The 25430-nt window shown below is 67.2% G+C and carries 27 protein-coding genes; 15 read left to right on the top strand and 12 right to left on the bottom strand.

Translation table 11 applies throughout. From position 1 onward, the window contains the following. Nucleotides 1-50 precede the first annotated feature (50 nt). Nucleotides 51-1025, top strand: a complete 975-nt coding sequence (locus AB3347_RS21380) for an IS1595 family transposase (RefSeq protein ID WP_369093735.1) — start codon at nucleotides 51-53, stop codon at nucleotides 1023-1025. Between the two features lie 16 nt (nucleotides 1026-1041). On the opposite strand, the gene AB3347_RS21375 is transcribed toward AB3347_RS21380, so the two are convergent. The 3 genes from AB3347_RS21375 to AB3347_RS21365 form a co-directional block, all read right to left on the bottom strand. Further along, nucleotides 1042-1311, bottom strand: coding sequence for a hypothetical protein (locus tag AB3347_RS21375; RefSeq protein WP_369093734.1), 270 nt, complete (start codon nucleotides 1309-1311; stop codon nucleotides 1042-1044). A gap of 256 nt (nucleotides 1312-1567) precedes the next feature. Then, complete coding sequence (locus tag AB3347_RS21370; RefSeq protein WP_369093733.1) at nucleotides 1568-1795, bottom strand: hypothetical protein; 228 nt, start codon at nucleotides 1793-1795, stop codon at nucleotides 1568-1570. Beyond that, nucleotides 1792-2715, bottom strand: a complete 924-nt coding sequence (locus tag AB3347_RS21365; protein WP_369093732.1) for an SDR family oxidoreductase — start codon at nucleotides 2713-2715, stop codon at nucleotides 1792-1794. Before AB3347_RS21365 ends, AB3347_RS21370 begins: the two co-directional genes overlap by 4 nt. A gap of 170 nt (nucleotides 2716-2885) precedes the next feature. Here AB3347_RS21365 and AB3347_RS21360 point away from each other — a divergent pair, with 170 nt between their 5' ends. The 3 genes from AB3347_RS21360 to AB3347_RS21350 all read left to right on the top strand — a co-directional run bounded on the left by AB3347_RS21360 (nucleotide 2886) and on the right by AB3347_RS21350 (nucleotide 5790). Then, on the top strand, nucleotides 2886-3914 hold the full coding sequence (locus AB3347_RS21360) for a CDP-6-deoxy-delta-3,4-glucoseen reductase (RefSeq protein WP_369093731.1): 1029 nt from the start codon (nucleotides 2886-2888) through the stop codon (nucleotides 3912-3914). 108 nt (nucleotides 3915-4022) lie between these two features. Next, nucleotides 4023-5297, top strand: coding sequence for an MFS transporter (locus AB3347_RS21355; protein ID WP_369093730.1), 1275 nt, complete (start codon nucleotides 4023-4025; stop codon nucleotides 5295-5297). A 118-nt stretch (nucleotides 5298-5415) separates the two neighbouring features. Continuing rightward, nucleotides 5416-5790 carry an HPF/RaiA family ribosome-associated protein gene (locus AB3347_RS21350; protein ID WP_369093729.1) on the top strand — a complete coding sequence of 125 codons (375 nt, stop codon included), beginning with the start codon at nucleotides 5416-5418 and terminating at the stop codon, nucleotides 5788-5790. 51 nt (nucleotides 5791-5841) lie between these two features. On the opposite strand, the gene AB3347_RS21345 is transcribed toward AB3347_RS21350, so the two are convergent. Further along, on the bottom strand, nucleotides 5842-6663 hold the full coding sequence (locus tag AB3347_RS21345; RefSeq protein WP_369093728.1) for a helical backbone metal receptor: 822 nt from the start codon (nucleotides 6661-6663) through the stop codon (nucleotides 5842-5844). Nucleotides 6664-6767: 104 nt separating this feature from the next. On the opposite strand from AB3347_RS21345, the gene AB3347_RS21340 reads away from it, so the two are divergent. Both AB3347_RS21340 and sbcB read left to right on the top strand, forming a co-directional pair. Beyond that, a complete protein-coding gene (locus AB3347_RS21340; protein ID WP_369093727.1) occupies nucleotides 6768-7733 on the top strand; it encodes a GGDEF domain-containing protein in 966 nt (321 codons plus the stop codon). A gap of 86 nt (nucleotides 7734-7819) precedes the next feature. Then, the gene (gene sbcB / locus AB3347_RS21335) at nucleotides 7820-9277 is read left to right on the top strand and encodes an exodeoxyribonuclease I (protein ID WP_369093726.1); all 1458 of its coding nucleotides are present in this window, start codon (nucleotides 7820-7822) and stop codon (nucleotides 9275-9277) included. 111 nt (nucleotides 9278-9388) lie between these two features. Here sbcB and pyrF read toward each other — a convergent pair whose 3' ends face one another. Continuing rightward, nucleotides 9389-10210: an orotidine-5'-phosphate decarboxylase gene (pyrF, locus tag AB3347_RS21330; RefSeq protein ID WP_369093725.1), complete on the bottom strand. Its 822-nt coding sequence runs from the start codon at nucleotides 10208-10210 to the stop codon at nucleotides 9389-9391. Nucleotides 10211-10370: 160 nt separating this feature from the next. Between pyrF and AB3347_RS21325 the strand changes: the two genes are divergently transcribed. The 8 genes from AB3347_RS21325 (at nucleotide 10371) to AB3347_RS21290 (ending at nucleotide 16061) form a co-directional block, all read left to right on the top strand. Beyond that, a complete protein-coding gene (locus tag AB3347_RS21325) occupies nucleotides 10371-10985 on the top strand; it encodes a LemA family protein (protein ID WP_369093724.1) in 615 nt (204 codons plus the stop codon). A 12-nt stretch (nucleotides 10986-10997) separates the two neighbouring features. Continuing rightward, nucleotides 10998-11846 (top strand): YgcG family protein, encoded by an 849-nt coding sequence (locus AB3347_RS21320; protein ID WP_369093723.1) that lies wholly within the window; start codon nucleotides 10998-11000, stop codon nucleotides 11844-11846. Between the two features lie 11 nt (nucleotides 11847-11857). Beyond that, a complete protein-coding gene (locus AB3347_RS21315) occupies nucleotides 11858-12367 on the top strand; it encodes a TPM domain-containing protein (protein WP_369093722.1) in 510 nt (169 codons plus the stop codon). 107 nt (nucleotides 12368-12474) lie between these two features. Next, a complete protein-coding gene (locus AB3347_RS21310; protein ID WP_369093721.1) occupies nucleotides 12475-13020 on the top strand; it encodes a CPBP family glutamic-type intramembrane protease in 546 nt (181 codons plus the stop codon). Nucleotides 13021-13108: 88 nt separating this feature from the next. Beyond that, nucleotides 13109-13873 (top strand): SDR family NAD(P)-dependent oxidoreductase, encoded by a 765-nt coding sequence (locus AB3347_RS21305; protein WP_369093720.1) that lies wholly within the window; start codon nucleotides 13109-13111, stop codon nucleotides 13871-13873. A gap of 567 nt (nucleotides 13874-14440) precedes the next feature. Further along, nucleotides 14441-14755: a hypothetical protein gene (locus tag AB3347_RS21300; protein WP_369093719.1), complete on the top strand. Its 315-nt coding sequence runs from the start codon at nucleotides 14441-14443 to the stop codon at nucleotides 14753-14755. A gap of 91 nt (nucleotides 14756-14846) precedes the next feature. Next, nucleotides 14847-15248 (top strand): VanZ family protein, encoded by a 402-nt coding sequence (locus tag AB3347_RS21295; protein WP_369093718.1) that lies wholly within the window; start codon nucleotides 14847-14849, stop codon nucleotides 15246-15248. A 174-nt stretch (nucleotides 15249-15422) separates the two neighbouring features. Further along, nucleotides 15423-16061, top strand: coding sequence for a hypothetical protein (locus AB3347_RS21290; RefSeq protein WP_369093717.1), 639 nt, complete (start codon nucleotides 15423-15425; stop codon nucleotides 16059-16061). Between the two features lie 141 nt (nucleotides 16062-16202). On the opposite strand, the gene AB3347_RS21285 is transcribed toward AB3347_RS21290, so the two are convergent. The 5 genes from AB3347_RS21285 to AB3347_RS21265 form a co-directional block, all read right to left on the bottom strand. Next, nucleotides 16203-18029, bottom strand: coding sequence for a glycoside hydrolase family 2 protein (locus tag AB3347_RS21285; RefSeq protein WP_369093716.1), 1827 nt, complete (start codon nucleotides 18027-18029; stop codon nucleotides 16203-16205). Continuing rightward, entirely contained in the window at nucleotides 18026-19114 is a 1089-nt protein-coding gene (gene galK / locus AB3347_RS21280) for a galactokinase (RefSeq protein ID WP_369093715.1), read from the bottom strand. Before galK ends, AB3347_RS21285 begins: the two co-directional genes overlap by 4 nt. After that, nucleotides 19111-20235: a M24 family metallopeptidase gene (locus AB3347_RS21275; protein ID WP_369093714.1), complete on the bottom strand. Its 1125-nt coding sequence runs from the start codon at nucleotides 20233-20235 to the stop codon at nucleotides 19111-19113. The genes galK and AB3347_RS21275 overlap by 4 nt, the downstream gene beginning before the upstream one ends. Beyond that, nucleotides 20232-21356 (bottom strand): galactose-1-phosphate uridylyltransferase, encoded by a 1125-nt coding sequence (gene galT, locus AB3347_RS21270; protein ID WP_369093713.1) that lies wholly within the window; start codon nucleotides 21354-21356, stop codon nucleotides 20232-20234. Before galT ends, AB3347_RS21275 begins: the two co-directional genes overlap by 4 nt. 396 nt (nucleotides 21357-21752) lie before the next feature. Next, nucleotides 21753-23276: a dipeptidase gene (locus AB3347_RS21265; RefSeq protein WP_369093712.1), complete on the bottom strand. Its 1524-nt coding sequence runs from the start codon at nucleotides 23274-23276 to the stop codon at nucleotides 21753-21755. A 138-nt stretch (nucleotides 23277-23414) separates the two neighbouring features. Between AB3347_RS21265 and AB3347_RS21260 the strand changes: the two genes are divergently transcribed. Next, nucleotides 23415-24281 carry a pirin family protein gene (locus tag AB3347_RS21260; RefSeq protein WP_369093711.1) on the top strand — a complete coding sequence of 289 codons (867 nt, stop codon included), beginning with the start codon at nucleotides 23415-23417 and terminating at the stop codon, nucleotides 24279-24281. Here AB3347_RS21260 and AB3347_RS21255 read toward each other — a convergent pair. After that, the gene (locus tag AB3347_RS21255) at nucleotides 24267-24665 is read right to left on the bottom strand and encodes a hypothetical protein (RefSeq protein ID WP_369093710.1); all 399 of its coding nucleotides are present in this window, start codon (nucleotides 24663-24665) and stop codon (nucleotides 24267-24269) included. The genes AB3347_RS21260 and AB3347_RS21255 overlap by 15 nt on opposite strands. Nucleotides 24666-24700: 35 nt before the next feature. Then, nucleotides 24701-25099, bottom strand: a complete 399-nt coding sequence (locus AB3347_RS21250) for a hypothetical protein (RefSeq protein ID WP_369093709.1) — start codon at nucleotides 25097-25099, stop codon at nucleotides 24701-24703. Between the last annotated feature and the right edge of the window lie 331 nt (nucleotides 25100-25430).

The following is a 25430-nucleotide window of genomic DNA, read 5'->3' as shown; positions in this document are numbered from 1 at the left end:
GCTGAGCTGTTTCATGGTCGAACACCGGTCTCCACCACCGGGAAACGAGCATGCGTGCGCCTCAGTTCAAGAAGTGGTTTGCCAGACTGCCGGCCCTGAACCTGCCGCAGCGCCTGCACACGCTGGCCGCCCTGCAACCGGCAGCAGGCTTGGCGCAGTTAGTGGCGCTGATCGGCCAGCTTGGCGCAGCGCAGCGGCGCTGTCCCGCTTGCGCCTGCGAACGGTACTATCGGCACGGTCAGGCCAATGGCCTGCCACGCTACCGCTGCCGCGCATGCAGGCGCACCTACAACGACCTGAGCGGCACACCGCTGGCACGCCTGCGGCGGAGAGACAAGTGGCTGGATTACCTGGGCACGGTCCTGACTTCGACCTCGGTGCGGTCGGCGGCCGCCCAAGTCGGCGTGCACCGCAACACGGCCTTTCGCTGGCGCCACCGCTTTCTCGAGCGCGCCAAGCATGACCGTCCGCAACTGCTCAATGGCATTGCCGAGGCCGACGAGATGTTCCTGCTGGAGTCGCAAAAGGGGGCAAAAAAGCTCGACCGCCCGGCGCGCAAGCGCGGCGGCCGTGCCGGCAAGCGCGGGATCTCCCGCGAGCTCGACTGCATCCTGGTGGCGCGCGACCGTGGCGGGCAGACCATCGATGCCGTGGTCGGCCGCGGCGCGCTGACGGCCGCGCACCTGGCGCGCCACCTGCTGCCCAGGCTCGACCGGCAAGTGCTCCTGGTCAGCGACGGGCATGCCGCTTACCGGGCCTTCGCCCGCCAGCACGGCATTGCGCACCAAGCGGTCGACCTGCACGCCGGGGTACGGGTACGCCGAAGCGCCGCCGGCGCGATCCACGTCCAGAATGTGAACGCCTACCACAGCCGCTTTCGCCAGTGGTTGAGCCGCTTTCGCGGCGTGGCCTCGCGCTATCTGCCCAATTACCTGGGCTGGCGCTGGGCGCTCGACGGCAACCGGATCACGTCTGCCGAACAATTGCTGCGTATTGCGATCGGCGTCATCCATAGTAGACGATGACAGCGCCTTTTTTTATTCAGGCAGCCAACACCTGCGCAGCTTCGCGCGGCTTGACCATCAGCGCGCGCAGTTCGCCGATGCTGAATTCGCTCTCCTCGTGCATGCGCAGCAGCAGCGTGGCGCCGATCGGGAGCGTGCTGTGGCGAATCTTGCTGATCACCGGCGGGGCCACTTCGAGCACGCGCGACAGGGCCGCGTCGTTTTTCAGGCGCAGCCTGGCGATGATGGCGTCGAGGAGGCGGTTGGGGTCGTATTCCGCGCCGGGCGGAAGGCGTCTGATGGGCATGGAGTTCTTTCAGGATTGTTAATAATTTGTCACTTTGCGTGATCTGTCGCGAATTATTTGCATACATAGCCAATAAGGCATCATTCGTATGGCTTTTTTCGTCATAGGCGAAATGATACACATTCGGCTTGCAGTTTGCACAAGACCTGACGGATGTGAAGGCATGCCGGGGATGCAGGGGCGTGCGCGTGCCGCCGGCGCAGCGGAAGCACGGGAACGGAAAAGGGAATGCCGCCCTGCGCGGGCGGCGCGGGCATTACTTCTTCTTGCCGGGGGCGGCCTTGGCCAGGCCGCTGGCCTGGTACAGGGTGCGCGCGTCCTGGTGGGCGCGCTCGATCGTGCGCATCCCGGGCTGGTCGTCGTGGGCGACGAAGTATTCCTTGTCCTGCGCGGCGACGACGATCTTGATCGCGGCGGCGTCGGCGACGCCGTATTTTTCGACGATCAGCGTGGTCACTTCGTCGAGGTATTCTTCATAAGTCATGCTGGCCTCTCTGTTTCGGTGCCGGATTGTACGGGAGCCGCGGCCAGCTGCGCCAGCGCCGTCGCGACATCGGGATAGCGCAGCCGCACCCGCAGTTCGCGCTTGAGGCGCGTATTGTCGAGGCGGCGCGATTCGGACATGAAGGACAGCAGGGCCGGCGTGACCACCGCTTCCAGCTCGGCGCGCGGCAGGCGCGGCGGCCGTGCCAACCCGAAGGCATCGGCCACCGCATCGAAATATTCGCCCATCTTCATGCGCGTGTCGTCCACCGCATGCACGGTCCGGCCGGCGCCGCGTGCGCGGAACAGCGCCAGCAGGACGATGCGCGCCAGGTCGTCGGCGTGGATGTGGTTGGTGTAGACGTCGTCCTGCGCGCGCAGGGCCGGCGTGCCCTGCTCCAGCCGCTTGCGCGGCAGCCGGTCGGCCGCATAGATGCCGGGCACGCGCAGGATCGACAGATGGGTGCCCGTCGCGAGCGCCCAGGCCCGCAATACCCGTTCGGCGTCGACGCGCCGCCAGGCCCGGGCGTTGCGCGGCGCCACCGGCCGCGATTCGCGCACCAGTACGCCGCCGCAGTCGCCATACACGCCGCTGGTGCTGACGTAGACCAGGCGCTTCACGCTGCCGAGCGCCGCGGCCAGGTGGCGCGTGCGGCGATCCAGCGCTCCTTCGGGCTGGGGCGGCGCCAGGTGCACGACCCAGTCGGCCAGCCCGCGCAGGCGCTGCAGGCTCGCGGGCAGGTCGAGATCGGCCACCAGCGGCACGGCGCCGGCGGCGCGCAGCTCGGCGCAGCGTTCGCGCCGGCTGGTCAGCGCAAAGACGCGAAAGCGCCCGGCCAGCAGCGGCAGCAGGCGCATGCCGACGTCGCCGCAGCCGACGATGAGCAGGCGCGGACGGTGGAAGGCGGAAGGCTGGATCATGGCAGGAAGGCGGGATGAAAGCTTGCCACTCTAGCACACGCGAATCGGCGCCACGGCGGCCGGCGTTTCACGGCGCGCCGGGCGGCGGTGTAGAATACCGGCCTGTCGTACCGAACATTTGTCTTTCTTATCAACGGCTTGCCGTACGCAGCCACCAACCCCGAACCTGCATGAGCTTCCAGATCACCGTCCAGCCCAGTGGCCACCAGTTCACCTGCGAGGCCGACGAAACCGTCCTCTCCGCCGCCATCCGTGCCGGCATCGGCCTGCCCTACGGTTGCAAGAACGGCGCCTGCGGCTCCTGCAAGGGCAAGGTCCTGGAGGGCGAACTGACCCACAAGCCGCACCAGCAGCGCGCCCTGAGCGACATCGAGAAGAGCCAGGGCATGTCGCTGTTCTGCTGCGCCCTGCCGCAGCAGGATCTGGTGATCGAGGCGCGCGAAGTGGGCGGCAGTTCGGAGTACCCGGTGCGCAAGATGCCGACCCGGATCGCCGGCATCAAAATGGCCGCGCCGGACGTCGCCATCGTCACGCTGCAGCTGCCGGCCAACGAAGCACTGGCCTACCGCGCCGGCCAGTACATCGAATTCCTGCTCAAGGACGGCAAGCGCCGCGCCTACAGCATCGCCTGCGCGCCTTCGTTCAGCGGCCCGCTGGAACTGCACATCCGCCACCTGCCGGGCGGCCTGTTCACCGACCACGTCTTCGGCGCCATGAAGGAGCGCGACATCCTGCGCTTCGAAGGCCCGCTCGGCACCTTCTTCCTGCGCGAAGAGTCGAGCAAGCCGATCGTGCTGCTGGCTTCGGGCACCGGCTTCGCCCCGGTGAAGGCCCTGGTCGAGCACCTGATGCACCTGAAGTCGACGCGTCCGGTCCGCCTGTACTGGGGCGGCCGCCGCCCGCAGGACCTGTACATGGACGAACTGTGCCGCGCCTGGGAGACCACGCTGCCGGACTTCCGCTACATTCCCGTGATCTCGGACGCGTTGCCGGAAGACGCCTGGCAGGGCCGCACCGGCTACGTGCACGCGGCCGTGATGCAGGACATTCCCGACCTGTCGGGCTACCAGGTGTATGCCTGCGGCGCGCCCATCATGGTGGACTCGGCGCGGCGCGATTACGCGGCGCAGTGCGGACTGCCGGAAGACGAGTTCTTTGCCGATGCCTTCACCACCGAGGCGGACCTGGCGCAGCCCTGAAGCGCTTACGTAGGGTGGACGGCGATGCCGTCCACCCTGCGACGGCCACGCCGCAAATCGGGCACAATGCAGGGCTAGCCTTCCCAGCATCGTCCCCGAAAGCTCTTCATGCCCCTGCTGTCCCCGACCGGCAACCTGGCCGTCCTGCGCAACCGTAACCTCTCCTTCTACCTCTCCGCCCGTTTCCTCGGCACCCTCGCCGTGCAGATGCAGAGCGTCGCCATCGGCTGGCAGGTCTACCAGATCACGGGCAGCCTGTTCGACCTCGGCCTGATCGGCCTGGCGCAGTTCGCGCCCTTCCTGGTGCTGATCCTGTGGGCCGGCCACGTGGCCGACCGCCACAACCGCCGCAATATCGTCCTGCTGTGCATGGCTACCCAGCTTGCCTGCAGCCTGCTGCTGGTCGGCTTCACGGCTGCATCGTCGTCGCCTGGCAGCAAGGTCGTCTGGCCGGTGTTCGCGATCCTGGTGCTGTTCGGCTCCGCACGCGCCTTCATGATGCCGGCCTCGCAGGCGGTGCTGAAGAACCTGGTGCCCGACCGCGACTTCAGCCAGGCCGTGGCCCTGAGCTCCTCGACCTTCCATGTGGCCGTGATCGCCGGCCCGATCGTCGGCGGCCTGCTGTACGTGTTCGGCCCGATGAGCGTGCACCTGGTCGCGGCCAGCCTGCTCACGGTGGCGGTGCTGTGCATGTCGCGCACCCGCGCGGCGCCGCAGGCGCGCAGCCAGGGGCCGGTGAGCCTGGCCTCGCTGCTGGAAGGCCTGCGCTTCGTGTGGTCGCGCCCGATCGTGCTGGGCGCGATCTCGCTCGACCTGTTCGCGGTGCTGTTCGGCGGCGCCACCGCCCTGCTGCCCGCCTACGCGCATGACGTCCTGCAGGCCGGCCCGACGGCGCTCGGCCTGTTGCGTACCGCGCCCGGCGCCGGCGCGGCGCTGTGCTCGATCCTGCTGGCCTTCTTCCCGATCACGCACCGGGTCGGCCTGTGGATGTTCGGCGGCGTGGCCGTGTTCGGCCTGTGCACCCTGGCCATGGGCCTGACCAGCAGCTTCCCGGTGGCCCTGGCGGCCCTGTTCCTCCTGGGCGCGGGCGACATGGTGAGCGTCTACATCCGCCACCTGCTGGTGCAGTACGAGACCCCGGACGACATCCGCGGCCGCGTCAGCGCGGTGAACTCGGTGTTCATCGGCGCCTCGAACGAGCTGGGCGAATTCGAATCGGGCGTCACCGCCGGCTGGCTCGGCCTGGTGCGCGCGATCCTGCTGGGCGGCGCGGCGACGCTGGCCGTCACCGGCCTGTGGGCGGTGCTGTTCCCGGTGCTGTCGCGGATGGACCGTTTCCCCCACCACGAGAAGGAAACGCAGGAGGCGGCGAAGACGGCGTGACGAACTTGCATGATGATGGGCTTGCAACTGACGAATCCGCCCTTACCTATCACAACAGGACGCGGCCAAACCGAAGCCGCGGGTAAGACCATGCCGTTATAACAACAGGAGCAAGCATATGCAAATCAATGTCAACACCGACCGCACCATCACCAACCGCCAGGGTCTGGACGAACACGTGGAATCGGTTGTCCGCAGCGCGATCGATCGCTTCGGCGACCATATCACCAACGTCGAAGTGCACCTGAGCAATGAGAACAGGGAGAAAGGCGCCGATGGCGGCAACTCGTGCATGATGGAAGCGCGCGTGCGCGGCTACCAGCCGATCGTCGTGCACGAGCACTCCGACGACCTGCGCCAGTCGATCAAGAACGCGGGCAGCAAGCTGGCGCGCGCTCTCGACAGCGCCCTGGGACGCCTGCAGGACAAGAACAAGCACGATTCGACCCCGGCTATCGATCCGCTGGCCGACAAGCACCTGACCGATTCCTGATCGGCGCTTCCTGATCGCCCCCGCACGCCCTGCTCCTGGGCGTGCGTTTTTTTACGCCGCGGCGCCGCCAAGCATCGCCCGCAGCTCGCGCAAATAGCGCAGGCCCGCCAGTGCGCGGCTGCCGTACCACGACATCATTTCCCCATCGACCAGCAACACCGGGATGCCGAGCTGCTTCTCGAGCGCGTCCGCATGCGCTTCCGTGAAGCGGTAGGGCTCGGTGGACAGCAGCACCGCGTCGAGCCCGCTCACCAGTTCCTCCGACCACGCGAAACGCGGGTAGCGCGCCGCAGCGCCCCCGACTTCCAGCGCCGGCACCTCCCAGCCCAGCTCGGCCAGCATGGCGGCGATATAGGTGTCCTTCGACACGCTCATCCACGGATCCTGCCAGATGCAGTACAGCACGGTGCGCCCCGGGGCCGGCGGCAAGGCGCGCAGCGCCGCGTATTCCTGCTCGAAGGCGGCGCACCAGCGTTCGGCCGCCTCCTGCGCCCCGAAGATGCCGCCGATCAGCCGCGCCAGCGCCAGGTTGTCGCGCGGCGCCAGCGGGTGCGTGACGACGATGTGCGGCACGAACTCCGCCAGACGCTCCACCGTCGGCTTTTCGTTCTCGTCGATGTTGACCACCAGGTGGGTCGGCGCCAGCGTGCGGATCTTGTCGATGTTCACGTCCTTGGTGCCGCCGACCTTCGGAATGGCTTCCACCAGCGCGCGCGGATGGATGCAGAAACCGGTGCGCCCGACCAGCCGGTCGGCCAGGCCGAGCTCGCACAGGAGTTCGGTAATCGAGGGCACCAGCGACACGATACGGGCGCCGGGTGCGGGAAGATGTTGGTGGCCGAGTGCGTCGACCAGGTGGGCAGGATGCGTCATGGCCGCCATTTGACCACTGTTGTTTCTGAAACGCCAGCCGGTGCGGACGAGTTGCAATGAGTTATCATTCCACAACGTACTGACGCTTTCCTGTAGAGAACTCCTTGGACCCGATCGGCACCTTCGGTGCATCCCCTTACACCACGCGCGACCTGGCGCTGTTCCGCGATGCCGACGACCCGGCCGTCGCGCAGGCGCTCGCCCCTTGCGCGCTGATCCGGGTGGCGGCCGGGCAGCGCGTCGAGGATGGGCTGCGGGCGCGGCTCTATATCGTGCTCTCGGGCGCGCTGGAAGTCGCGCCGGACGCCCACAGCGGCAATGAGGACGGCGGGGTCACCCAGGTACGGCCTGGCGAAAGCGTGGGCGAGCAGGCCGTGCTGGACGACGCCGTCAACCTGGCGGCGATGACCGCGCTGGAAGACTGCGAACTCCTGGTGATCGAACCGGAACTGGTGTGGCAGCTGATCGACCATTCGAACGTGCTGGCCCGCAATCTGCTGCGCCTGCTGTCCTTCCGCGTGCGCCACGCCAACGCCCAGCTCAGGCGGCGCCAGAAGCTGGGCGAGTTCTACCGCCAGCTCTCGCTCAACGACGGCCTCACCGGCCTGTACAACCGCGCCTGGCTCAATGAGATGCTGCCCAAGCTGGCCGCGCGCGCGCGCCAGGACGGCAGCCCGCTGTCGATCATCATGATTGACCTGGACCACTTCAAGCGCTTCAACGACACCCATGGCCACCTGGCGGGCGACGCCGCCCTGTCCTGCGCCGCCGGCGTGATCCGCGAATCGCTGCGCCCTTCGGACTTCGCGGTGCGCTATGGCGGCGAGGAATTGATGGCGGTGCTGCCGGACACGCCGCCCGGGCTGGCCGAAATGGTGGCCGGGCGCCTGGCCGAACGCCTGCGCACGGCGACGGTGTTCCCCGACATGCGCCTGCCCTTGCCCCACATCACCGGCTCCTTCGGCGTGGCCAGCCTGGCGCCCGGCGGCGACGAACACGCACTGATGGCGGCGGCCGACGCCGCGCTGTACCGCGCCAAGCAGGCCGGACGCGACCGCGTCAGCATCTGAAAGCCTGAGCACGACGGCTGACGGCAGCCGCAATCTGTGCCACCATGGCGCCTGCCCGCCGCCCAGCGGCGATACCAGAACAATTCATGAGCAACCATACCTTCCTCTGGCACGACTACGAAACCTTCGGCGCGACGCCGCGCCGCGACCGCCCGGCCCAGTTCGCCGCCATCCGCACCGACGCCGAACTCAACGAGATCGGCGAGCCGATCATGCTGTACTGCCAGCCGGCGCCCGACTTCCTGCCCGACCCGCAATCCTGCCTGATCACCGGCATCACGCCCCAGCACTGCCTGGAACAGGGTGTGCCGGAACATGAATTCGCGCGAAGAATCGAAGCGGCGTTCAGCGAGCCCGGCACCATCGGCGTCGGCTACAACACCATCCGCTTCGACGACGAGGTGACGCGCCATCTGTTCTGGCGCAACCTGATCGATCCTTATGCCCGCGAATGGCAGAACGGCTGCGGCCGCTGGGACCTGCTGGACGTGGTGCGCATGACCTATGCGTTGAGGCCAAGCGGCATCGAATGGCCGTCCAAGGAAGACGGCAAGCCGAGCTTCCGGCTGGAACACCTGAGCGCCGCCAACGGCCTGGCGCACGAGGCGGCGCACGACGCGCTGTCCGACGTGCGCGCCACCATCGCCCTGGCGCGCCTGATCAGGCAAAAGCAGCCGAAGCTGTTCGATTTCTGCCTCGAACTGCGCCGCAAGGAGCGCGTGGCCGCCGAGATGGGCCTGCACCTCGACCCCAGCCAGCGCCAGCCTTTCCTGCACGTGTCCGGCATGTTCCCGGTCGAGCACGGCTGCCTGGGCCTGGTGTGGCCGCTGGCCCAGCATCCGACCAACAAGAACGAGGTGCTGGTATGGGACTGCCGCCATGATCCCTCGGAACTGTTCGAGCTCGACGTCGAGGCGATCCGCACCCGCCTGTTCACCCGCAGCGCCGACATGCCCGAAGGGATGACGCGCCTGCCGATCAAGAGCGTGCACCTGAACAAGTCGCCGATGCTGGTCGGGAATCTGAAAACCCTGCACCCCAGCATGGCGGCGCGCTGGAGCATCGACGTCGACCAGGCCCGTGCGCATGCGGCTCTGGCCGTGGAAGCGGCAGCCGCACGCAACATGAGCGCCATCTGGGCCGAGGTATTCAAGAAGCCGGCCGCCGGCGCGCGGATGGACGTGGACGAAGACCTGTACGGCGGCTTCGTCGGCAACGGCGACCGCCGCAAGCTGGAAACGCTGCGCCACGAGAAGCCCGAGGCGCTGGCCGGCATGCGGCCCGCCTTCGAGGACGAGCGCCTGGGCGAGCTGTTCTTCCGCTACCGCGCGCGCAACTTCCCGCACACCCTGTCGCAAGACGAGCGCGAGCTGTGGGAAGCGCACCGCGCGGCGCGCCTGTTCGAAGGCGAAGCCGGGGCGCGCACGGTGGACCAGCTGTTCGGGGAGATCGATGCGCTGTCCGAGCACGCGGACGAACGGGCCGAGGAGATCCTGGGCGCCTTGTACGACTATGCGGAGACGATTGCGCCGAGCAGGTATTGATGCTCGTTCTTTGTTCGCGCTGCGCGCTCGGATGCGCTGGCGACTAGTCGGCCAACTTGGGTCCCGGCGCAGGCCGGGGCCTCATTTCTGCTAACAAGCACAGGCCCGGCTTTAGCCCCGCGCCGCATTGATCGCATCGCGCGTCTCCAGCGCCACGCGCCGTGCCGCCGCCGCGAAATCTTCGCCATCGCGCGGCGCCGCATACAGGATCGCGCGCGAGGAATTGATCATCATGCCGGCGCCGTTCGCGGTCCGTCCCGCCTTCACGGTTGCCTCCACGTCGCCGCCCTGGGCGCCCACGCCCGGGATCAGGAGCGGCATGTCGCCCACCAGCTTGCGCACCTGCGCGATCTCGTCCGGGAAGGTCGCCCCCACCACCAGCGCCAGCTGGCCGTTGCGGTTCCATTTCTCGGCCACGAGCTGGGCCACGTGCTGGTACAGCGGGCGGCCGCCCACGTCCAGGAACTGCAGGTCCGAGCCGCCTGCATTCGAGGTGCGGCACAGCACGATCACGCCGCGGTCGGCCCACTCCAGGTAAGGCTCGACCGAGTCGAACCCCATGTAGGGGCTGACCGTCACCGCATCGGCGCCGTAGCGCTCGAAGGCTTCGCGCGCGTACTGGTGGGCGGTGGCGCCGATGTCGCCGCGCTTGGCGTCCAGCACCAGCGGGATGTGTGGATACCGTTCGCGCAGGTAGCGGCAGATTTCCTCCAGCTGCGCCTCGGCGCCCAGGGCGGCGAAATAGGCGATCTGCGGCTTGAAGGCGCAGGCCAGGTCGGCCGTCGCATCGATGATCGCCTTGCAGAACTGGACGATGGCGTCCGGCTGGCCCTGCAGCTGCGCGGGGAAGCGCGCCAGGTCCGGATCGAGCCCGACGCACAGCAGGGAATTGTTACGGGTCCATGCAGCGGAAAGTTTATCGATGAAAGTCACGTCGGGCCCCTTGTCAGTCAGTTATTGCGAACCCAATATTGTACCTGCCAGGCACGGCGCCGGCGGGCCGGGGGCAGGCCGTATTCCGACAAACGCGCCAAAATAGCTTTACATCATGTATATTTTGACCATTCGACAACTTGCCATGGACAAAACGATCATGACATCTTCCTTCTTCTCGCGCTGGACCCGCATCCTTACCACGGCCCTGCTTGCCGGCTCGCTGCTGTCCGGCTGCGGTTATAACGAGTTCCAGACCAAGGACGAGGCAACCAAGGCCGCCTGGGGCGAAGTGGTGAACCAGTACCAGCGCCGCGCCGACCTGATCCCGAACCTGGTGAACACCGTCAAGGGCTATGCCTCGCATGAGCGCGAGACCCTCGAGGCGGTGACGCGCGCGCGCGCCGCCGCCACCAGCTTCCAGATCACGCCGGAAGTGCTGAACGACCCGGCCGCCTTCAACAAGTTCCAGCAGGTGCAGGGCGAACTGTCCGGCGCGCTGTCGCGCCTGATGGCCGTGTCCGAGAAATACCCGGACCTGAAGGCCGACACCCAGTTCCGCGACCTGCAGTCGCAGCTGGAAGGCACCGAGAACCGCATCACGGTCGCGCGCCAGCGCTACATCGCCTCGGTGCAGGACTATAACGTCACCGTGCGCAAGTTCCCGACCAACCTGACCGCCATGATGTTCGGTTACGAGACCAAGCCTTCGTTCACGGTCGAGAACGAGAAGGCGATCTCGACGGCGCCGACGGTCGACTTCGGCAAGAAGTAAGGAAGGCACACGATGCGCGTCCTGACCACAGGCGGCCTGCTTCGCTCGCTGGGGACCCTGCTGCTGGCCTGCGTGCTGGCGCTGGCGACGGCCGGTTCGGCCTTCGCCCAGCTCAAGCCGGTGCCGGCGCTGACCGGCCGCGTGGTCGACGAAGCCGGCATGCTGGACGCCGCCCAGCGCGAGCGTCTTACCGCCGTGCTGGCCGACTACGAGGCGCGCACCGGCAGCCAGATCGCGGTCCTGCTGGTCAAATCGACCGAGCCGGAAGCGATCGAGCAGTTCAGCATCCGCGTCACCGACGCCTGGAAGCTGGGACGCAAGGGGGTCGACGACGGCGTGCTCCTGATGGTCGCGCGCGACAACCCGAGCTCGCTGCGCCGGCTGCGCATCGAGGCCGGGCGCGGCGTGCAGGGCGTGCTGACCGACGCCCAGTCGAAACGTATCCTGCAGGACGTGATCGCTCCGCACTTCCGGCAGAACCATTATTACGAAGGCCTGGTCGCCGGCGTCGGCGCCATCGCCACCCTGCTGAACCAGGAAAGCTTCCCTGCTCCGGCGCAGCAGGCGCCACAGCGCCAGGCCCAGGACGACGGCGGCGGCTTCTCGCTGTTCGCCATCCTGCCCCTGATCATCGGCTTCATGATGCTGCGCTCGATCTTCCGCCCGCGCCGCAGGGGCTTGTCGCCGCACCACTGGGGCCGCGGCCGCAGCAGCGGCCTGGGCAACGTTGCCACCGGCATCATCCTCGGTAACATCATGAGCGGGATGGGACGCGGCGGCGGCGGCGGCGGATTCGGCGGCGGCGGATTTTCCGGCGGCGGAGGCAGCTTCGACGGCGGCGGCGCTTCGGGAGACTGGTAATGGAAGGCGAGATGGGATTCACTCAGCGCATCAAACGCGCCTGGCGCCACCTGGGCAGCAGCAGCGGCGAGGCCAAGCGCGCCTTCCCCGAGGCGACGCTCACGGCGATCAGCGAAGCCATCACGGCGGGCGAGCAGACCCACCGCGGCGAGGTGCGCCTGATCGTCGAAAAGGCCCTGCCCTTCGACGACGCCTGGGACGGCGTCAGCAACCGCCAGCGCGCACTGGCGCTGTTCGCCGACTACGGCGTGTGGGATACCGAAGACAATTGTGGCGTGCTCATCTACATCAACCTGGCCGAGCACAAGGTGGACATCGTGGCCGACCGCGGCATCGACCGCAAGATCGATGCCGCCACCTGGCAGGCGGTATGCCGCACCATGACCAAGGGCTTCGGGGAAGGCCGCTTCCATGACGCCACCCTGGCCGCCATCGGGCAGGTGAACGACTTGCTGCGCCAGCATTTCCCGGCCAACGGCAGCCGCGCCAACGAATTGCCCGACAAGCCGCTGATGCTGTAACAACCCGCCGCAGCCCCCTGCGGGCTTGCGCGCCCGTTTGATGCAGCTCTGTGATCTTGCATGGCCGCCGCCTACCATGGGCGCTTCTGCAGACAAGCGAGCGCGCCTTGGAAAACCGGATCACGCCTGTTCCGCCCAGACTCGTCACCTGGCGCGGCAGCCTGGAAAGAAGGCCGTATTGCAGCGCGGCTGCGCTGGGCGCCTGCCTGGGCATCCTGTCGGTCTGTTGCGCGCTGCTGGTGCTGGGCGTCCTGCTGCAATGGCTGCCTCCCGAGCAGTGGGGAGAGTCGGCGGCCTCCGGCCTGGCCAGGCTCAGCCAGGGCATGGTCTTCTTCCTCACCGTGCTGTATGCCCCGGTCATTGAAAGCTTCATAGCCCAGCTCGTACCGATCGAGCTCGCACGCCGCCTCGGCGCCCACCCGGCCGTCTGCGTGCTGCTCAGCGGCCTGGTGTTCGGCTACGGCCATTATTCGAATGGCGGACTGGCCCATGGCATCACGACCTTTTTCTCGGGCCTGGTCTTCGGCAGCGCCTACCTGGCCCCGCGGCGGGTCGGCGTCAGCGCGGGCTTTCTGGCCGCAAGCAGCGCGCATGCCGTGCACAACCTGCTGCTGCTGTTCGTCATCGCGCCCCTGCTTCCCGGCGCGCTCTAGCGGTCCCGGCCGTCTGCCGTGCCGCTCATGCCTGACGCCGCCTGCCCGGCTGTTTACAATGGCCGCTTTTACCTACCGGGAGCCTGCCATGAGACTAGCCAACAAAACAGCGATCGTTACCGGCGCCAGCCAGGGCATCGGCCTTGCCTGCGCCACCCGCCTGGTGCAGGAAGGCGCGCGCGTCATGCTGGTCGATGTCCGGCCGGAAGGCGCCCAGGCCGCCGCGGCGCTGGGCGATGCGGCGCGCTTCCAGCAGGCCGACGTCAGCCTGAAGGCCGATGTCGAGGCCATGATCGCCGCCACGCTGCAGGCCTTCGGGCAGATCGATATCCTGGTCAACAATGCGGGCGTCACGCACGCGGCCGATTTCCTCGACCTGGAAGAAGAAGACTTCGACCGCGTCTTGCGGATCAACCTGAAATCGATGTTCCTGTGCAGCCAGGCCGCCGCGCGCTCGATGGTGCAGCGCCAGGCCGGCTGCATCATCAACATGTCCAGCGTGAATGCGGAGCTGACGATCCCGAACCAGGTGCCGTATGTCGTGTCGAAAGGCGGCGTCAACCAGCTGACGCGCGTGGCGGCGATCAGCCTGGCCGCGCACGGCATCCGGGTGAATGCGATCGGCCCGGGCACGATCCTGACCGAACTGGCAAAGAAGGCCGTGCTGGGCAGCCCGGAAGCCCGCCACACGATCCTGTCGCGCACGCCACTCGGCCGTTGCGGCGAGCCGGAAGAAGTGGCCGCGATCTGCGCCTTCCTGGCCAGCGAGGATGCCTCGTACATGACCGGCCAGACCCTGTACGCGGATGGCGGCCGCATGGCGCTGAACTACACGGTACCCGTACGCGAATAAGGCGATCGGCAGCACACGAAAGTCAGCGGACAGATATACGAAATAGCAATGTCTGGTATCCGTATACTAAATTGGACATATATTTGGCGGCGCACCATACTTGCACCTGTCTCCACTATTCTCCTCCAAGAAAATAGTTTTAAGCCCGCCTCTAGCGGGCTTTTTTTTATTCCTGCCTGGCCGGCGCGTCCTGCGCGACGTTGTTGAGATCACCGAAGCCCCGTCCGGTTCAGCTATCGGTATTCACGTTTGATCGCGGTCACAGCGTGGTCACAATCGCCCCATATACTTTGAATCACTGCGATACATGCAACCGATATGCGTGATCGCAGCAGGTGTGCTGCACCACGTGCAACACACCAACCGAATTCGCGTCTCTTGGCCCGATCTTGGGTTGTGCCCGTCAGTTCCTGACGGGCATTTTTTTCTTCGTATTGGCAACGCACCAACAAAAAACCTCCGGCAGAGCTTGAAGCCGCCTGCGATTTGGCTATGATGAAGCTCGCGCCCTGCACTTTTCCTTACCCGCAGGGTTGCGGAGACAATTCGATAATGGGAGCCTGTCCTATGAATCAACGTGTATCCGAGACCTACGCGCATCCACCCGAGTCGAACACCCGCCGCCGCCAGCATGTCGACGGCAACCTGGTGCTGAGCGAACTGAACCCCACGGCCGTCATCGACCAGCCCGAAGACGCCAGCGTCCCGCTGGACCTGCTGACCTTCGGCAGCGTGCGCGAAATCTGCCCCAAGTGCCGGCACACCCACCTGAAACTCGTGCTGCGGCAAGACAGTGTCCGCATGGCACACCTGTTCTGCGCCGACTGCGAAAGCTGTTTCGACGCCCACTACGAGAACGGCGCCCCCGCGCTGACGATCTGAGCCGCCGTAGCGCGGACGCCGGGCCGCGGACGGTGCGGCAGAATAAACGACAGGCATGGTATCGTTGGCATTTGCCCAACAACCCAGTGCCATGCCCGCTTTCCTGTCGCTCCTGCTGCTCGATCCCCGCCTGCGTTCCGCCCGCATCAAAACAGCCCTGGTGCTGTATGCGGGCGTGATCGTGGCCGGCTCGATCCCCGGCGCCCGCGCCGAGGTGGGCGAGTTCGCACCCGGCCTGGTACTGCATGGACTGACGTATGCCTTCCTGACCCTGCTGTGGTTCCTCGGCAGCACGGGCAGCGGCGCCCAGCGCGCAGCCAAGGCCGTGCTGGCGATCGCCCTGATGGGCGCCGGCGACGAGCTGGTGCAGAGCTTCCTGCCCTACCGCTCCGGCGACGTGCGCGACTGGATGGTCGACGTCGGCGCGGCCCTGCTCACCAGCACCGTGCTGGCCATGCTCCTGCCGCAGCACGGCAGCGTGCGCCAGCGCTAAGCATTTTTTCCGCGGAAAATCCTCCGGCCTCGTGGGCAGCTTGATGCAGCTCAGTTCCAACCCGGGTCAGCTGGAACGCTGACACGCTTCTTCCCTCTCACTCCAGTGGCACGTGACATCGTCACGCATCCGATTGAACATCCACGATCGAACAACCACCATAAGGAGTTGATCATGAAGCAAAAACACCAGAGCATGATCCTGGCGGGCTTGCTGGCTGTAGCGCTGGGCACGACCGGGTGCGCCGGCATGCGCGGCAGCGAGTCATCGAGCGGCACAAGCGGCAGCAGCACCTCGGGCGGTTCGAGCGGCACCGCCGGCGCCACCGGCACCGGCGGTTCCAGCAGCTACGGCTCCGGCAGCGCCACCGATGCCTCCGGTAATCCCACCGGCAGCAGCGGCAGCTCGAGCAGCACGGGCACCATGGGCAGCGGCACCTCGGGGTCGGGCAGCTCGGGCACGTCGGGAAGCTCTGGCAGCAGCTCGTCGGGATATGACCAGTCCGGCAGCTCGGGAGCGATGGGCAGCACCGGCGCTGCCGGCGCATCGGGCCAGGCCGGCAGCCCGACGGCCAGCGCGAGCCCCAACAGCACGGTACTGGCCATCGAGGTCATTCCGCGTGAAAGCTCGGGCAGCGCGGGCAGTTCGGGCAGCGCCGGCAGCACCGGATCGAGCGGCGCCACCGGCGCGAACAGCTACCGCATCACGGTGCGCATGGACGACGGCAGCACCCAGGCCATCACCCAGGACACCACGCCCGACTTCCGCAGCGGCGACCGGGTGAGCGTCGCCAGCGGCGCCATCCAGCGCTGAGGACGCGTTCCCTATAGAGCGCGCACAAGTAGAAAACGCGCACCGGAACCGGGTGCGCGTTTTTGTCGCTGCATCGCTGGGGACATCGCTGCGGCACATTCTCGCCGCCGTCCCCAGCGTTCAGGGAAGGCTCAGGAAGCCTCAGGGCATACCGGTGCCGCCCGGAATACCATCCCCTTCCGCCTCGATCTCCTTCTTCTGCAAGGCCACGTTGCGGGTGGCGGCGCTGATCACTTCCAGCGGCAGCTTCGGCGTGCGGTCCGCATTAAGCAGGCCGTTCGCCTCCTGGAAGGTATCGGTGAACTGCGTGTAGCAGAAGCCGCTGAACATGAAGGTCTCGTTCACCACCGTCAGCAGCCTGCGGTACAGCGACAGGTAGCTTTCCGCCGAATGCGCGCGCGAATAGCCCCAGGTGGTCTTGTCGGCTTCCGGATCCTGCTTCGGATCGTAGGCGATGCCGCCGAACTCGGTCAGCACGATCGGCTGGCCGCGGTGCGGGAAGCCGTCCAAGGTCAGGATGCGCCCGCCCGGACGCCGCTGGTCGAACAGGGTGCGCACCGGGTCGCTGACGGCGTAGCGCGCCTGCAGCTTCTCGGGATCGCAATCGTAGTCGTGGATGCCCAGGATGTCGGTGGCGGATGCCTCCCAGCCGTCGTTGCCGATCACCGGACGCGTCGAGTCGAGCGTGCGCGTCAGGTGGTACAGCGCCTCGACCGCGTTGCGGTGCGCCTGGGTCAGCGTCAGGTTGGGCACGCCCCAGGATTCGTTGAACGCGACCCACACGATGATGCAGGGGTGGCTGTAGTCGCGCTGGATCGCTTCGGTCCATTCACTCACCATGCGGCTGATGGCGCGCGAGCTGAAGCGGTAGGCCGAGGGCATCTCTTCCCAGACCAGCAGGCCGAGCCTGTCGGCCCAGTACAGGAAGCGCGGATCCTCGATCTTCTGGTGCTTGCGCACGCCGTTGAAGCCCATCAGCTTGACCAGTTCGACGTCGCGCTTCAGGTGCTCGTCCGACGGCGCCGTCATGAAGGATTCCGGCCAGTAGCCCTGGTCGAGCACCAGGCGCAGCTGGTAGGGACGGCCGTTGAGCATGAAGCGGTCGCGGTTGATCGAGACCGAGCGCAGCGCCGTGTAGGAGCGGATGCGGTCGAGCACGCGGTCGCCGCAGCGCAGGGTCACCTCGGCATCGAGCAGGGTCGGGCGCTCCGGGCTCCACAGGATCTCGTTGCGCGAGTCGTCGATGCCGGGGTCGGACAGCGCGATCTTGCGGTTCGCCTCGCCCTGCAAGAGCTTGTAGTAGTCGTCCGCCAGCAGCTGTTCGCCGTGCCAGATCTTGACTTCGACAAACAGCTCCTGGTGGGTGTGGCCGGCGGCAAAGACTTCGCAGCCGATCTCGTAGGTTTCGAAGATCGGGGTCCAGCGCAGCGAGGCGATGTAGGTATCGTCCACCTGCTCGACCCAGACCGTCTGCCAGATGCCGGTGGTGCGCGGATACCAGATCGAGTGCGGTTCCAGCAGCCAGTCCTGCTTGCCGCGCGGCTTGGCCAGGTCGGCCGGATCGTCTTCGACGAACACGGTCACGACCTGCTTGCCGTCCGCGTTCATGACGTCGGTGATGTCGGCCTGGAAGGGAGTGTGGCCGCCCTCGTGCTCGGCCACCAGGCGGCCGTTGACCCACACCCGGGCGGCGTAGTCGACCGCGCCGAAGTGCAGGATGGTGCGCTTGTCGTTGGGCGCCAGCTCGAACTCGCGCTGGTACCAGACCGCGGTATGGAAGCCGGTATCCTGAATGCCGCTCAGCTCGGTCTCGACCGCGAAGGGCACGTTGATTTCATGGGTCCACTCGGCAACGTCTTCCGGTTTTGCATAGCGCATCTCGTCGTCGAAGGTGAAGCGCCATTTGCCGTTGAGGTTGATCCAGTTGTCGCGCACCAATTGGGGACGGGGGTATTCAAACTGATTCATTGTTGTCCTTTCTGTTCAGTCGGAACCGGAATGAGGATCCGGCCCAGTCGTCCGTTCTTGTTATAGGCCGCCAGCGCGGCGGCGGCCGCTTGCTGTGCCTGACCTACCCGGCACAAGGCCACGCAGGCGCCGCCGAAGCCGGCGCCGGTCAGGCGTGCCCCGAACACGCCGGGCGCCGCACGCAGGTGCGCGCACAGCTCGTCCAGTTCGGGGATCGACACTTCGTAGTCGTCGCGCAGGCTGAAGTGCGAGGCGTTCATCAGTTCGCCGAAACGCTCGGCACTGACGCCCTGCGCCGCTTCCTGCACCCGCAGGTTTTCGTGCACCACATGGCGCGCCCGCTCGCGCATCGGCGAAGGCAGGCCTTCCACCGCGGCCGGGTCGCGCACGTCGCGCAGCGCCTGCACGCCCAGCTTGCGCGAGGCTTCCTCGCACTCGGCGCGCCGTTCGTTGTACTTGCTTGCGGCCAGCTTGCGCGGCACGCCCGAGTCGATCACGATCAGCTCGGTATCGGGCGGCATCCCGACCAGGTGGTGCTCCAGCGTGCGCGCGTCGATGAACAGCATGTTCGTCTCGTCGGCCAGGCTGGACGCCATCTGGTCCATGATCCCGCAGTTCACGTGCGCGTACTCGATCTCGGCGCGCTGGGCGATGCGGGCCAGCTTGACGTCGTCGAGCTCGAAGCCGAGCAGCGTGCGCAGGGCGCGCAGGGTCGCCACCTCGAGCGCCGCCGACGAGGACAGGCCCGAGCCGACCGGCAGGCTGGTCGTGATATACACGCGCAGCGGCGGCACGTCCACGCCCTCGGCCTGCAGCAGCCGGATGCAGCCCTCGATGTAGCTGCCGTAGCCCTGCGGCGCGCTGCCGTCCTGGGCGAAGGTGACGGTGTTGTCGAAGGTCGGCGAGTAGAAGTGGAAATGGTCGTCGCCGCTGCGGCTCATCGCCACCAGCGTGCGCTGTGGGGTCGCCACCGGCAGCATGAAACCGTCGTTGTAGTCGGTATGCTCGCCGAGCAGGTTCACGCGCCCGGGTGCCGACGCGTTCACTTCCGGCGCGCCGCCGAAGAAGGTGTCGGGGTTCATCATGATGATGCTTGCGCCTCCAGCCAAAGGGGCCGCTTGCGGCCATGTACGTCCGCCGCCGGCCAGCCGGGGTCGAACGTGAGATTCTCGAGCCCGTGGGGGCCGAGCAGGAAAGTGTCTTCGATCTTTACGCCCGCGAAGCTCGGGTTGAATGCGAACGCCATGCCCTCTTCCAGCAGGGTGGCGGTACTGGGACCGGCCAGGATCTCGCGCGCCCGATAGCCCGTGATGCCGCCCTGGTGGTGCTCGCGGATCGCCTCTTCGCGGTCGGCATGCCGGTAGGCCGCCTCCAAGGCGTGGTACACCGCCGACAGCGACTTGCCCGGCTGGACCGCCGCCAGGCCGGTGGCCTCGACCTCCATCAGCGCGCGCTGCTCGTCCAGCGGCGCCGGGCTGCCGCCCGCGAAACGCACGAAGCGGGTCAGGTTGGCATACAGGCCGTGGCGGCGCGCGCAGAACACCAGCATGGCGCGCGCCCCGATCCGCTCCGCGGTGGGGGTCGGATGGCGCCAGGCCGGCAGGCGCCGCTCGCCGGCGGCCAGCACCAGGGCCGGATGGATGCCGCGCCGCCACAGCGCCTCGGCGCCGGCGCCGGCCAGCTGGAATTCGGTCCAGTCGGGCCGCGCGCGGCGCAGGGTTTCGCCCATGGCTTCGGCGGCTTCGCGGCCGAGCAGGCGGTAACGCTCGCATTCGGCCGGTCCCAGCACCATGCGGCGCTGGCGCAACGCGTGCGGCAGCGGCTGTTCGCCCGCCACCGCGCCGTTGGCGGGACGGTCGGACAGGATGGTGCGGCCGGCCGCAGCGTTCTGCACATAGCGCTCGCGCAGTTCGGGCTCGGCCCAGGGCTCGACATGGAAGGTGAAACCGTCGGGCAGCTCCTCGGCGCGCAGGCGCTCGGCCTCGATGGCGTCGGTCAGGATGCAGGCTTCTTCAGGCGTCACCAGCACCTCGGCCACGCCGCCGTCGGTGGTTTGCAGCACCGCGCTCGAGCCGCCCGCCGTGACCCAGGCGAACCAGTCGACGCCGCGCAGGCGCACCGCGCCCGCGCCCGCCGCCGCCAGCTGCGCGCGCAGGAGCGCCAGCTTGTCCGCGACCTCGGCGGCGCGCTGCTGGAGCGCGCTCATGCGTGGCCCTCCGTGGCGTAAGCAGGCATCCCGGCCTCGTCCAGGCTGACCTCCACCTGCTGCAGTTCATAGGCGGTGGTCTCGGGCAGCACGTCCATCGCGAACATGCCGGCCGCCAGTTCGGTGCCGGCCAGGTACTTCAGGCGGTCCTTGGTGCGATACGGCGGATAGAACTGCGCGTGCAGCTGGGTCTCCGGGTGCTCGGCGCCATCGGTGGGCGCCTGGTACCAGGCCATCAGGTAAGGGAACGGACGGTTCCACAGGGCCTCGAACTTGAGCAGCACGGTCTTGAGCGCGCGCGCCAGCCCTGCCCGCTGCGGCGGCGTCAGGGCGGCGAAGTCCTTGCAGGGTGCGGTCGGCATCACCCACACCTCGTAGGGATAGCGGGCGCAGGCCGGCACGAAGGCGATCGCATGGTCGTCGTGGTACAGCACGCGCTTGCCGTCCGCGGCTTCGTCGCGCGCCATGTCGCACAACAGGCTGGCGCCGTGCTGCAGGAAGTATTCTCGCTCCTGCGCCAGCTGGCGCGCCGGCACCGCCGGCACGAAGGGATAGGAATAGATCTGGCCGTGCGGATGGTGCAGGGTCACGCCGACCTCGGCTCCACGGTTCTCGAAAGGCAACACGTAATGGATGTGCGGCAGGCGGCCGATGCGCGTCGTGCGGTCGCCCCACACCGACAGCAGCAGTTCGATGCGCGACAGCGGCAGCGAGGCCAGCGAGGCAGTCGGATCCTGCGTGAACACCACCACTTCGCAATGGCCGTTGGCCGGCGCGCTCGGCACCGTCACGATCGGCGGGTCGTGCGACTCCAGCGCCAGCGAGGGAAAACGGTTGTCGAACACGGCGATCTCGTAGTCGCCGGCCGGCATCTCGGTCGGGTGCTGCGGGTCGTTCATCGGCGCCAGCGGGTTGTATTGCGGCGGCGGCTGGTAGGTGCGGTTCTGGCGGAAGGCGGCGTAGGTCACCCATTCGCCGCGCAGCGGGTGCCAGCGCAGGTGCGGATTGGCATGCTGGGGATCGGCAAACGGGCTGGGCGCAGTGATGCCTTCCGGGATCGGCTGGTTGCTGTACAGGGTTAAGTTGCGTCCGTCCGGCTTCCTGAGATCTTGACTGTGCATGGCATCCAAAAAATGTCGGGCATGGAAAAGCAATGAACGCGAGCCGGCACCGGGATCACCGGTGTCCTCGCGGTCTGTGACAGGAATCGTATCATGCTGTTTTCGCCACATTTTCTCCCTAGAACGAGGGTATTTTCCGGCTATCAATGCCGTGCGGACGCAGGGCGAAATCCCGGTTTGCAGCCTGCCCTGTCGCACCTAGGGAAAGACGACCTTGCCCCTCGTCGGCAGCTGGCCTTCGTAAGTCCAGTCCTACAGAACGATCAGAAGTATTTACACATTTTGGCGCGTCAAAACCCTACGAGAGCCGCCTGGCTACGAGGGAGAGCCGCGCCGCAGCGCGCAAAAAAAAGGCCCCGGACAGTGCCGGGGCCGGAACGCATGACGGCGGACCGCCTACTTGGCCAGCTCGACCAGCACCGCCGTGTACATCTGCAGGTTCAGCAGCAGCTGTTTCTCGGTGATGAACTCGTGCTCCGAGTGGCCGGTGTAGACCTTGCCCGGCATCGCCGGCCCGAAGCTCACCGCCCCCGGGAACAGGCGCGAATTGGTGCCGCCGCCGATTGCCACCGGTTGCGGGTCCTTCATGCCGGTGAAGTACGAGAACACGTTCATCAGGGTCGGCAGGTGCGGCGCGTTCTTCTGCACCCAGGGGTCGCCGATGCGCACGGTGACGTTGGCCAGCGGCAGCCGGCGCGCCTGCCAGTCGGCCAGGGCGGCGTTGACCTCGCCGGTCAGCTGCTCGGCGGTCTTGCCCTGCGGGCGGCGCAGGTTGATCGACACTTCGATGCCGTCATCGCGTTGCGTGATCACGGTGGGGGCAAAGCTCATCGGGCCCATGAAGCTGTCGCGGTAGGCGATGTTGCCGAACTTCTCGCCGTAGATGCCGGTGCCGATCATCTCGTTGAGGTAGTTGACCACGCCGCCGGCGGTGGTGTTGGCCCACGGGCGCACCGCCAGCGCGTCGGCCAGCATGCTCACGGCGTTGACGCCGTCTTCCGGCTTGGACGAGTGGGCCGACACGCCCTTGGCCTTGACCAGCAGATTGCTGCCCTGCCAGCTGAAGCTGTACTGCATGCCTTCCTGCCTGGCGCCGCGCGCGCGGATCTGCTGCTCGAGTTCCGGCGTGGCGTTGGCGATGGTGGCGTTGGCATCCTCGGGGATCTGGGTGCGGAAGAAACCGCCGCCGAATGCCTCGACATACGGCTCGCCGGCCGGCGGTGTGGCTGCGCCGGCCTTCGGCACCGTGACGGCCACCAGGCCGGATCCCTTTTCCGCAGTCACCGCCGGGTATTCGGCGTCGAGCGTGATGTTGACCTGGGGCGGCTGGTGGGTCTTGAGGAATTCGACCAGCGGCTGCCAGTCGGATTCCTCGCCCATGTACACATACAGTTCGATGCGCTTCGACAGCGGCAGGCCCTTGTCGCGGATCGCCTTCATCGCGTACAGCGCAGTGGCGATCGGGCCCTTGTCGTCCTCGGCCCCGCGCGCCAGCAGCTTGCCCGGCTCGCTGCTGCGGTCCAGCACGAAGGGCGACTTCTTCCACTTGGCCGGGTTCACCGGCTGCACGTCGCCGTGGGTGACCACGCCCACGCGTTCGCTGCCCTGGCCCAGGCCGATGATCACGGTCCAGCCGTGGTCGGCGTAGTCCAGGCCCAGGCGCGCGGCTTCGGCCTTGAGGGCTTCCTTGAAGGCGATGTGGACCGGGTTCCGGTCGGAAGGGACGGCCTTGTCGGCCACCGTGTTGTAGCTCACCAGCTTGGCCAGGGTATCGACGATGTCCTTGCGGTAGGTGCTCGCCGCATACTTGGCGGTCCTGACCGCGACCTCGCTCGGGGCCTTGGTCGCCGGGACCGCCGAGACTGCCGGCATCGTGAAGGAAGCCAGCAGCAGGCTGGCAAGCAGTGTTTGTCGAATCATGGTTGGCTGTCTCCAATGCAAAGCTTGAGTTGCTTTATCGCAAAGAGTCTAGCATAGGCCCGTCTCGCGCCGCAGGACGGCCCCCCGGCGCCGCTTTCGGGTATCGTGAGGCCATTGCATCCACTGGAGCCACCCGCCATGACTGCCCGAAGTGTCCGCCGCCTGCACCCCGCGATGCGCGACGATATCGGCGACCTGATCACACAGCGGCCCCTGCCGGGCCGCCTGATCGACCAGATCGATCCCTTCCTGTTCCTCAACCACCACGGGCCGCAGACCTACCCGCCGCACAACCACGGGCTGCCTTTCGGCCCGCACCCGCACCGCGGCTTCGAGACCGTCACCTTCATCCTCGAGGGCATGCTGGCCCACCGCGACAATGCCGGCCACGAAAGCGTCATCCACGCCGGCGGCGTGCAATGGATGACGGCCGGGCGCGGCATCGTGCATGCGGAAATCTCGCCGCGCGAATTCCTCGAGCGTGGCGGGCCGATCGAGATCCTGCAGCTGTGGGTCAACCTGCCCGCGCGCCTGAAGATGAGCGAGCCGGCCTATACCGGCCTGCAGCGCGCCGACATCCCGGCCTTGCCGGTGGACGACGGCAAGGTGACGCTCCATCTGATCGCGGGGGAATGGGAAGGCCGGACCGGGCCGGTGCAGTCGCTCACCGGCGTGTTCATGAGCACCGTGGAGCTGCGCGCCGGCGGCCGCATCCGCTTCGGCGCGCTCGAGGGGCGCAACGTGTTCCTCTACGTCGCGCGCGGCGTGATCCAGGTGGGCAGCCATGCCGACCTGGTCAGCCCGATGCACCTGGTGGAGCTGGACGAGGAAGGCGACACGGTCGAGATCACCGCCAGCCAGGACGCGCTGCTGGTGTTCGGCCATGCCGACCCGATCAACGAAGCGGTGGTCTCGTACGGTCCCTTCGTGATGACCACGCGCGAGGAGATCGCGCAGGCCGTCAGCGACTACCAGGCGGGACGCTTCGGCTCAGCGCTGGGCTAGCGCGAGCTGGCGCCCGTCCTGGCTGGTGATGCGCACGGTGTCCGGGATGCGCCGCAGCCCCGCCTGCTCGAAGCTGAGCCGCACATCCTTGCCGAGCGCAGCGAAGCGGTATTTGCCGACGCGCACGATCTCGGTCGGCCCGTCGCCGAAGTCGGCATACAGCGTGCGCTGCTCGCCGTTGCGGGTGCCGGTGACGCTCAGGATGCGGCCATCGTCGAGCTGGTATTGCCCCTGCACGCTGTGGAAAGTGAAGGCGCCGATCCTGGCCGCGGCCGGCTGGGCGCCGACGACCTCGACGCGGCCGGTATCGACGCCTTGCGGCGCGGCGTTGGCATTCAGGGCGAAGCAGGCGGCCGCCGCCAGCAGGAGTTTGGTGCGTGTCATGGCAGTATCCTTTCGGGTCGATGTGGGCAGGCGGCTCAGCGCTGGGCCAGTGCGAGCTGGCGTCCGCTTGCGCTGCTGACGCGCACGCTGTCCGGCAGGCGGCGGCTGTTCGGGCGCTCGAAGGCGAAGCGCAGGTCCTTGCCCATCGCGACGAAGCGGTTCTTGCCGACGTGGACGATCTCGGTCGGGCCATCGCCGAGGTCGGCGTACAGGGTGCGGGTCTTGCCGTCGACCTTACCGGTCACGGTCAGCACGCGGCCGTCTTCGAGGCCGTATTCGCCCTGCACGGCGTCGAACATGAAGGGGGCCATCCTGGTCTGCTTCGGCTGGGCGCCGACGATGTCGACGCGGCCGGTGTCGGCGGCTTGCGGTGCGGCGCTGGCGTTCAGGGCGAAGAAGGTGGCGGCGGCGGCCAGCAGGAGTTTGGTGCGCATGATGGGTACTTCCTTTCAGGTCGAAAACGAGGGTCGGACCTGTGCGGCTGGGGTACTCGCGCCGCGCGGTCCACATGGTCGGTTTCGCCAGCGTCTATCAAGTGTTTGTCTGGCGATGAGAGAAGTGTAGCGAGCTGGCGCGCAGCCTCAAGCGGCAAGCGCCGAAACGCCGAAAACACGCGACGAACTGCGTAAAACCGATACCAAACGGGAGGTACATATCGGTGCGCCTTCCCGATGTCTGCATCCAGTGCAGATGTCCCGCACAGCCTGGATTTACGGGCGAAAAGCGCATGCATGGAACGTGCGTCGCGCGCCATGCAGATGCCTT

Origin of the sequence: Massilia sp. X63 (assembly GCF_041023745.1) — a bacterium.
Lineage (GTDB): Bacteria > Pseudomonadota > Gammaproteobacteria > Burkholderiales > Burkholderiaceae_D > Telluria.
This window is presented reverse-complemented; position numbering and strand designations above follow the sequence as displayed.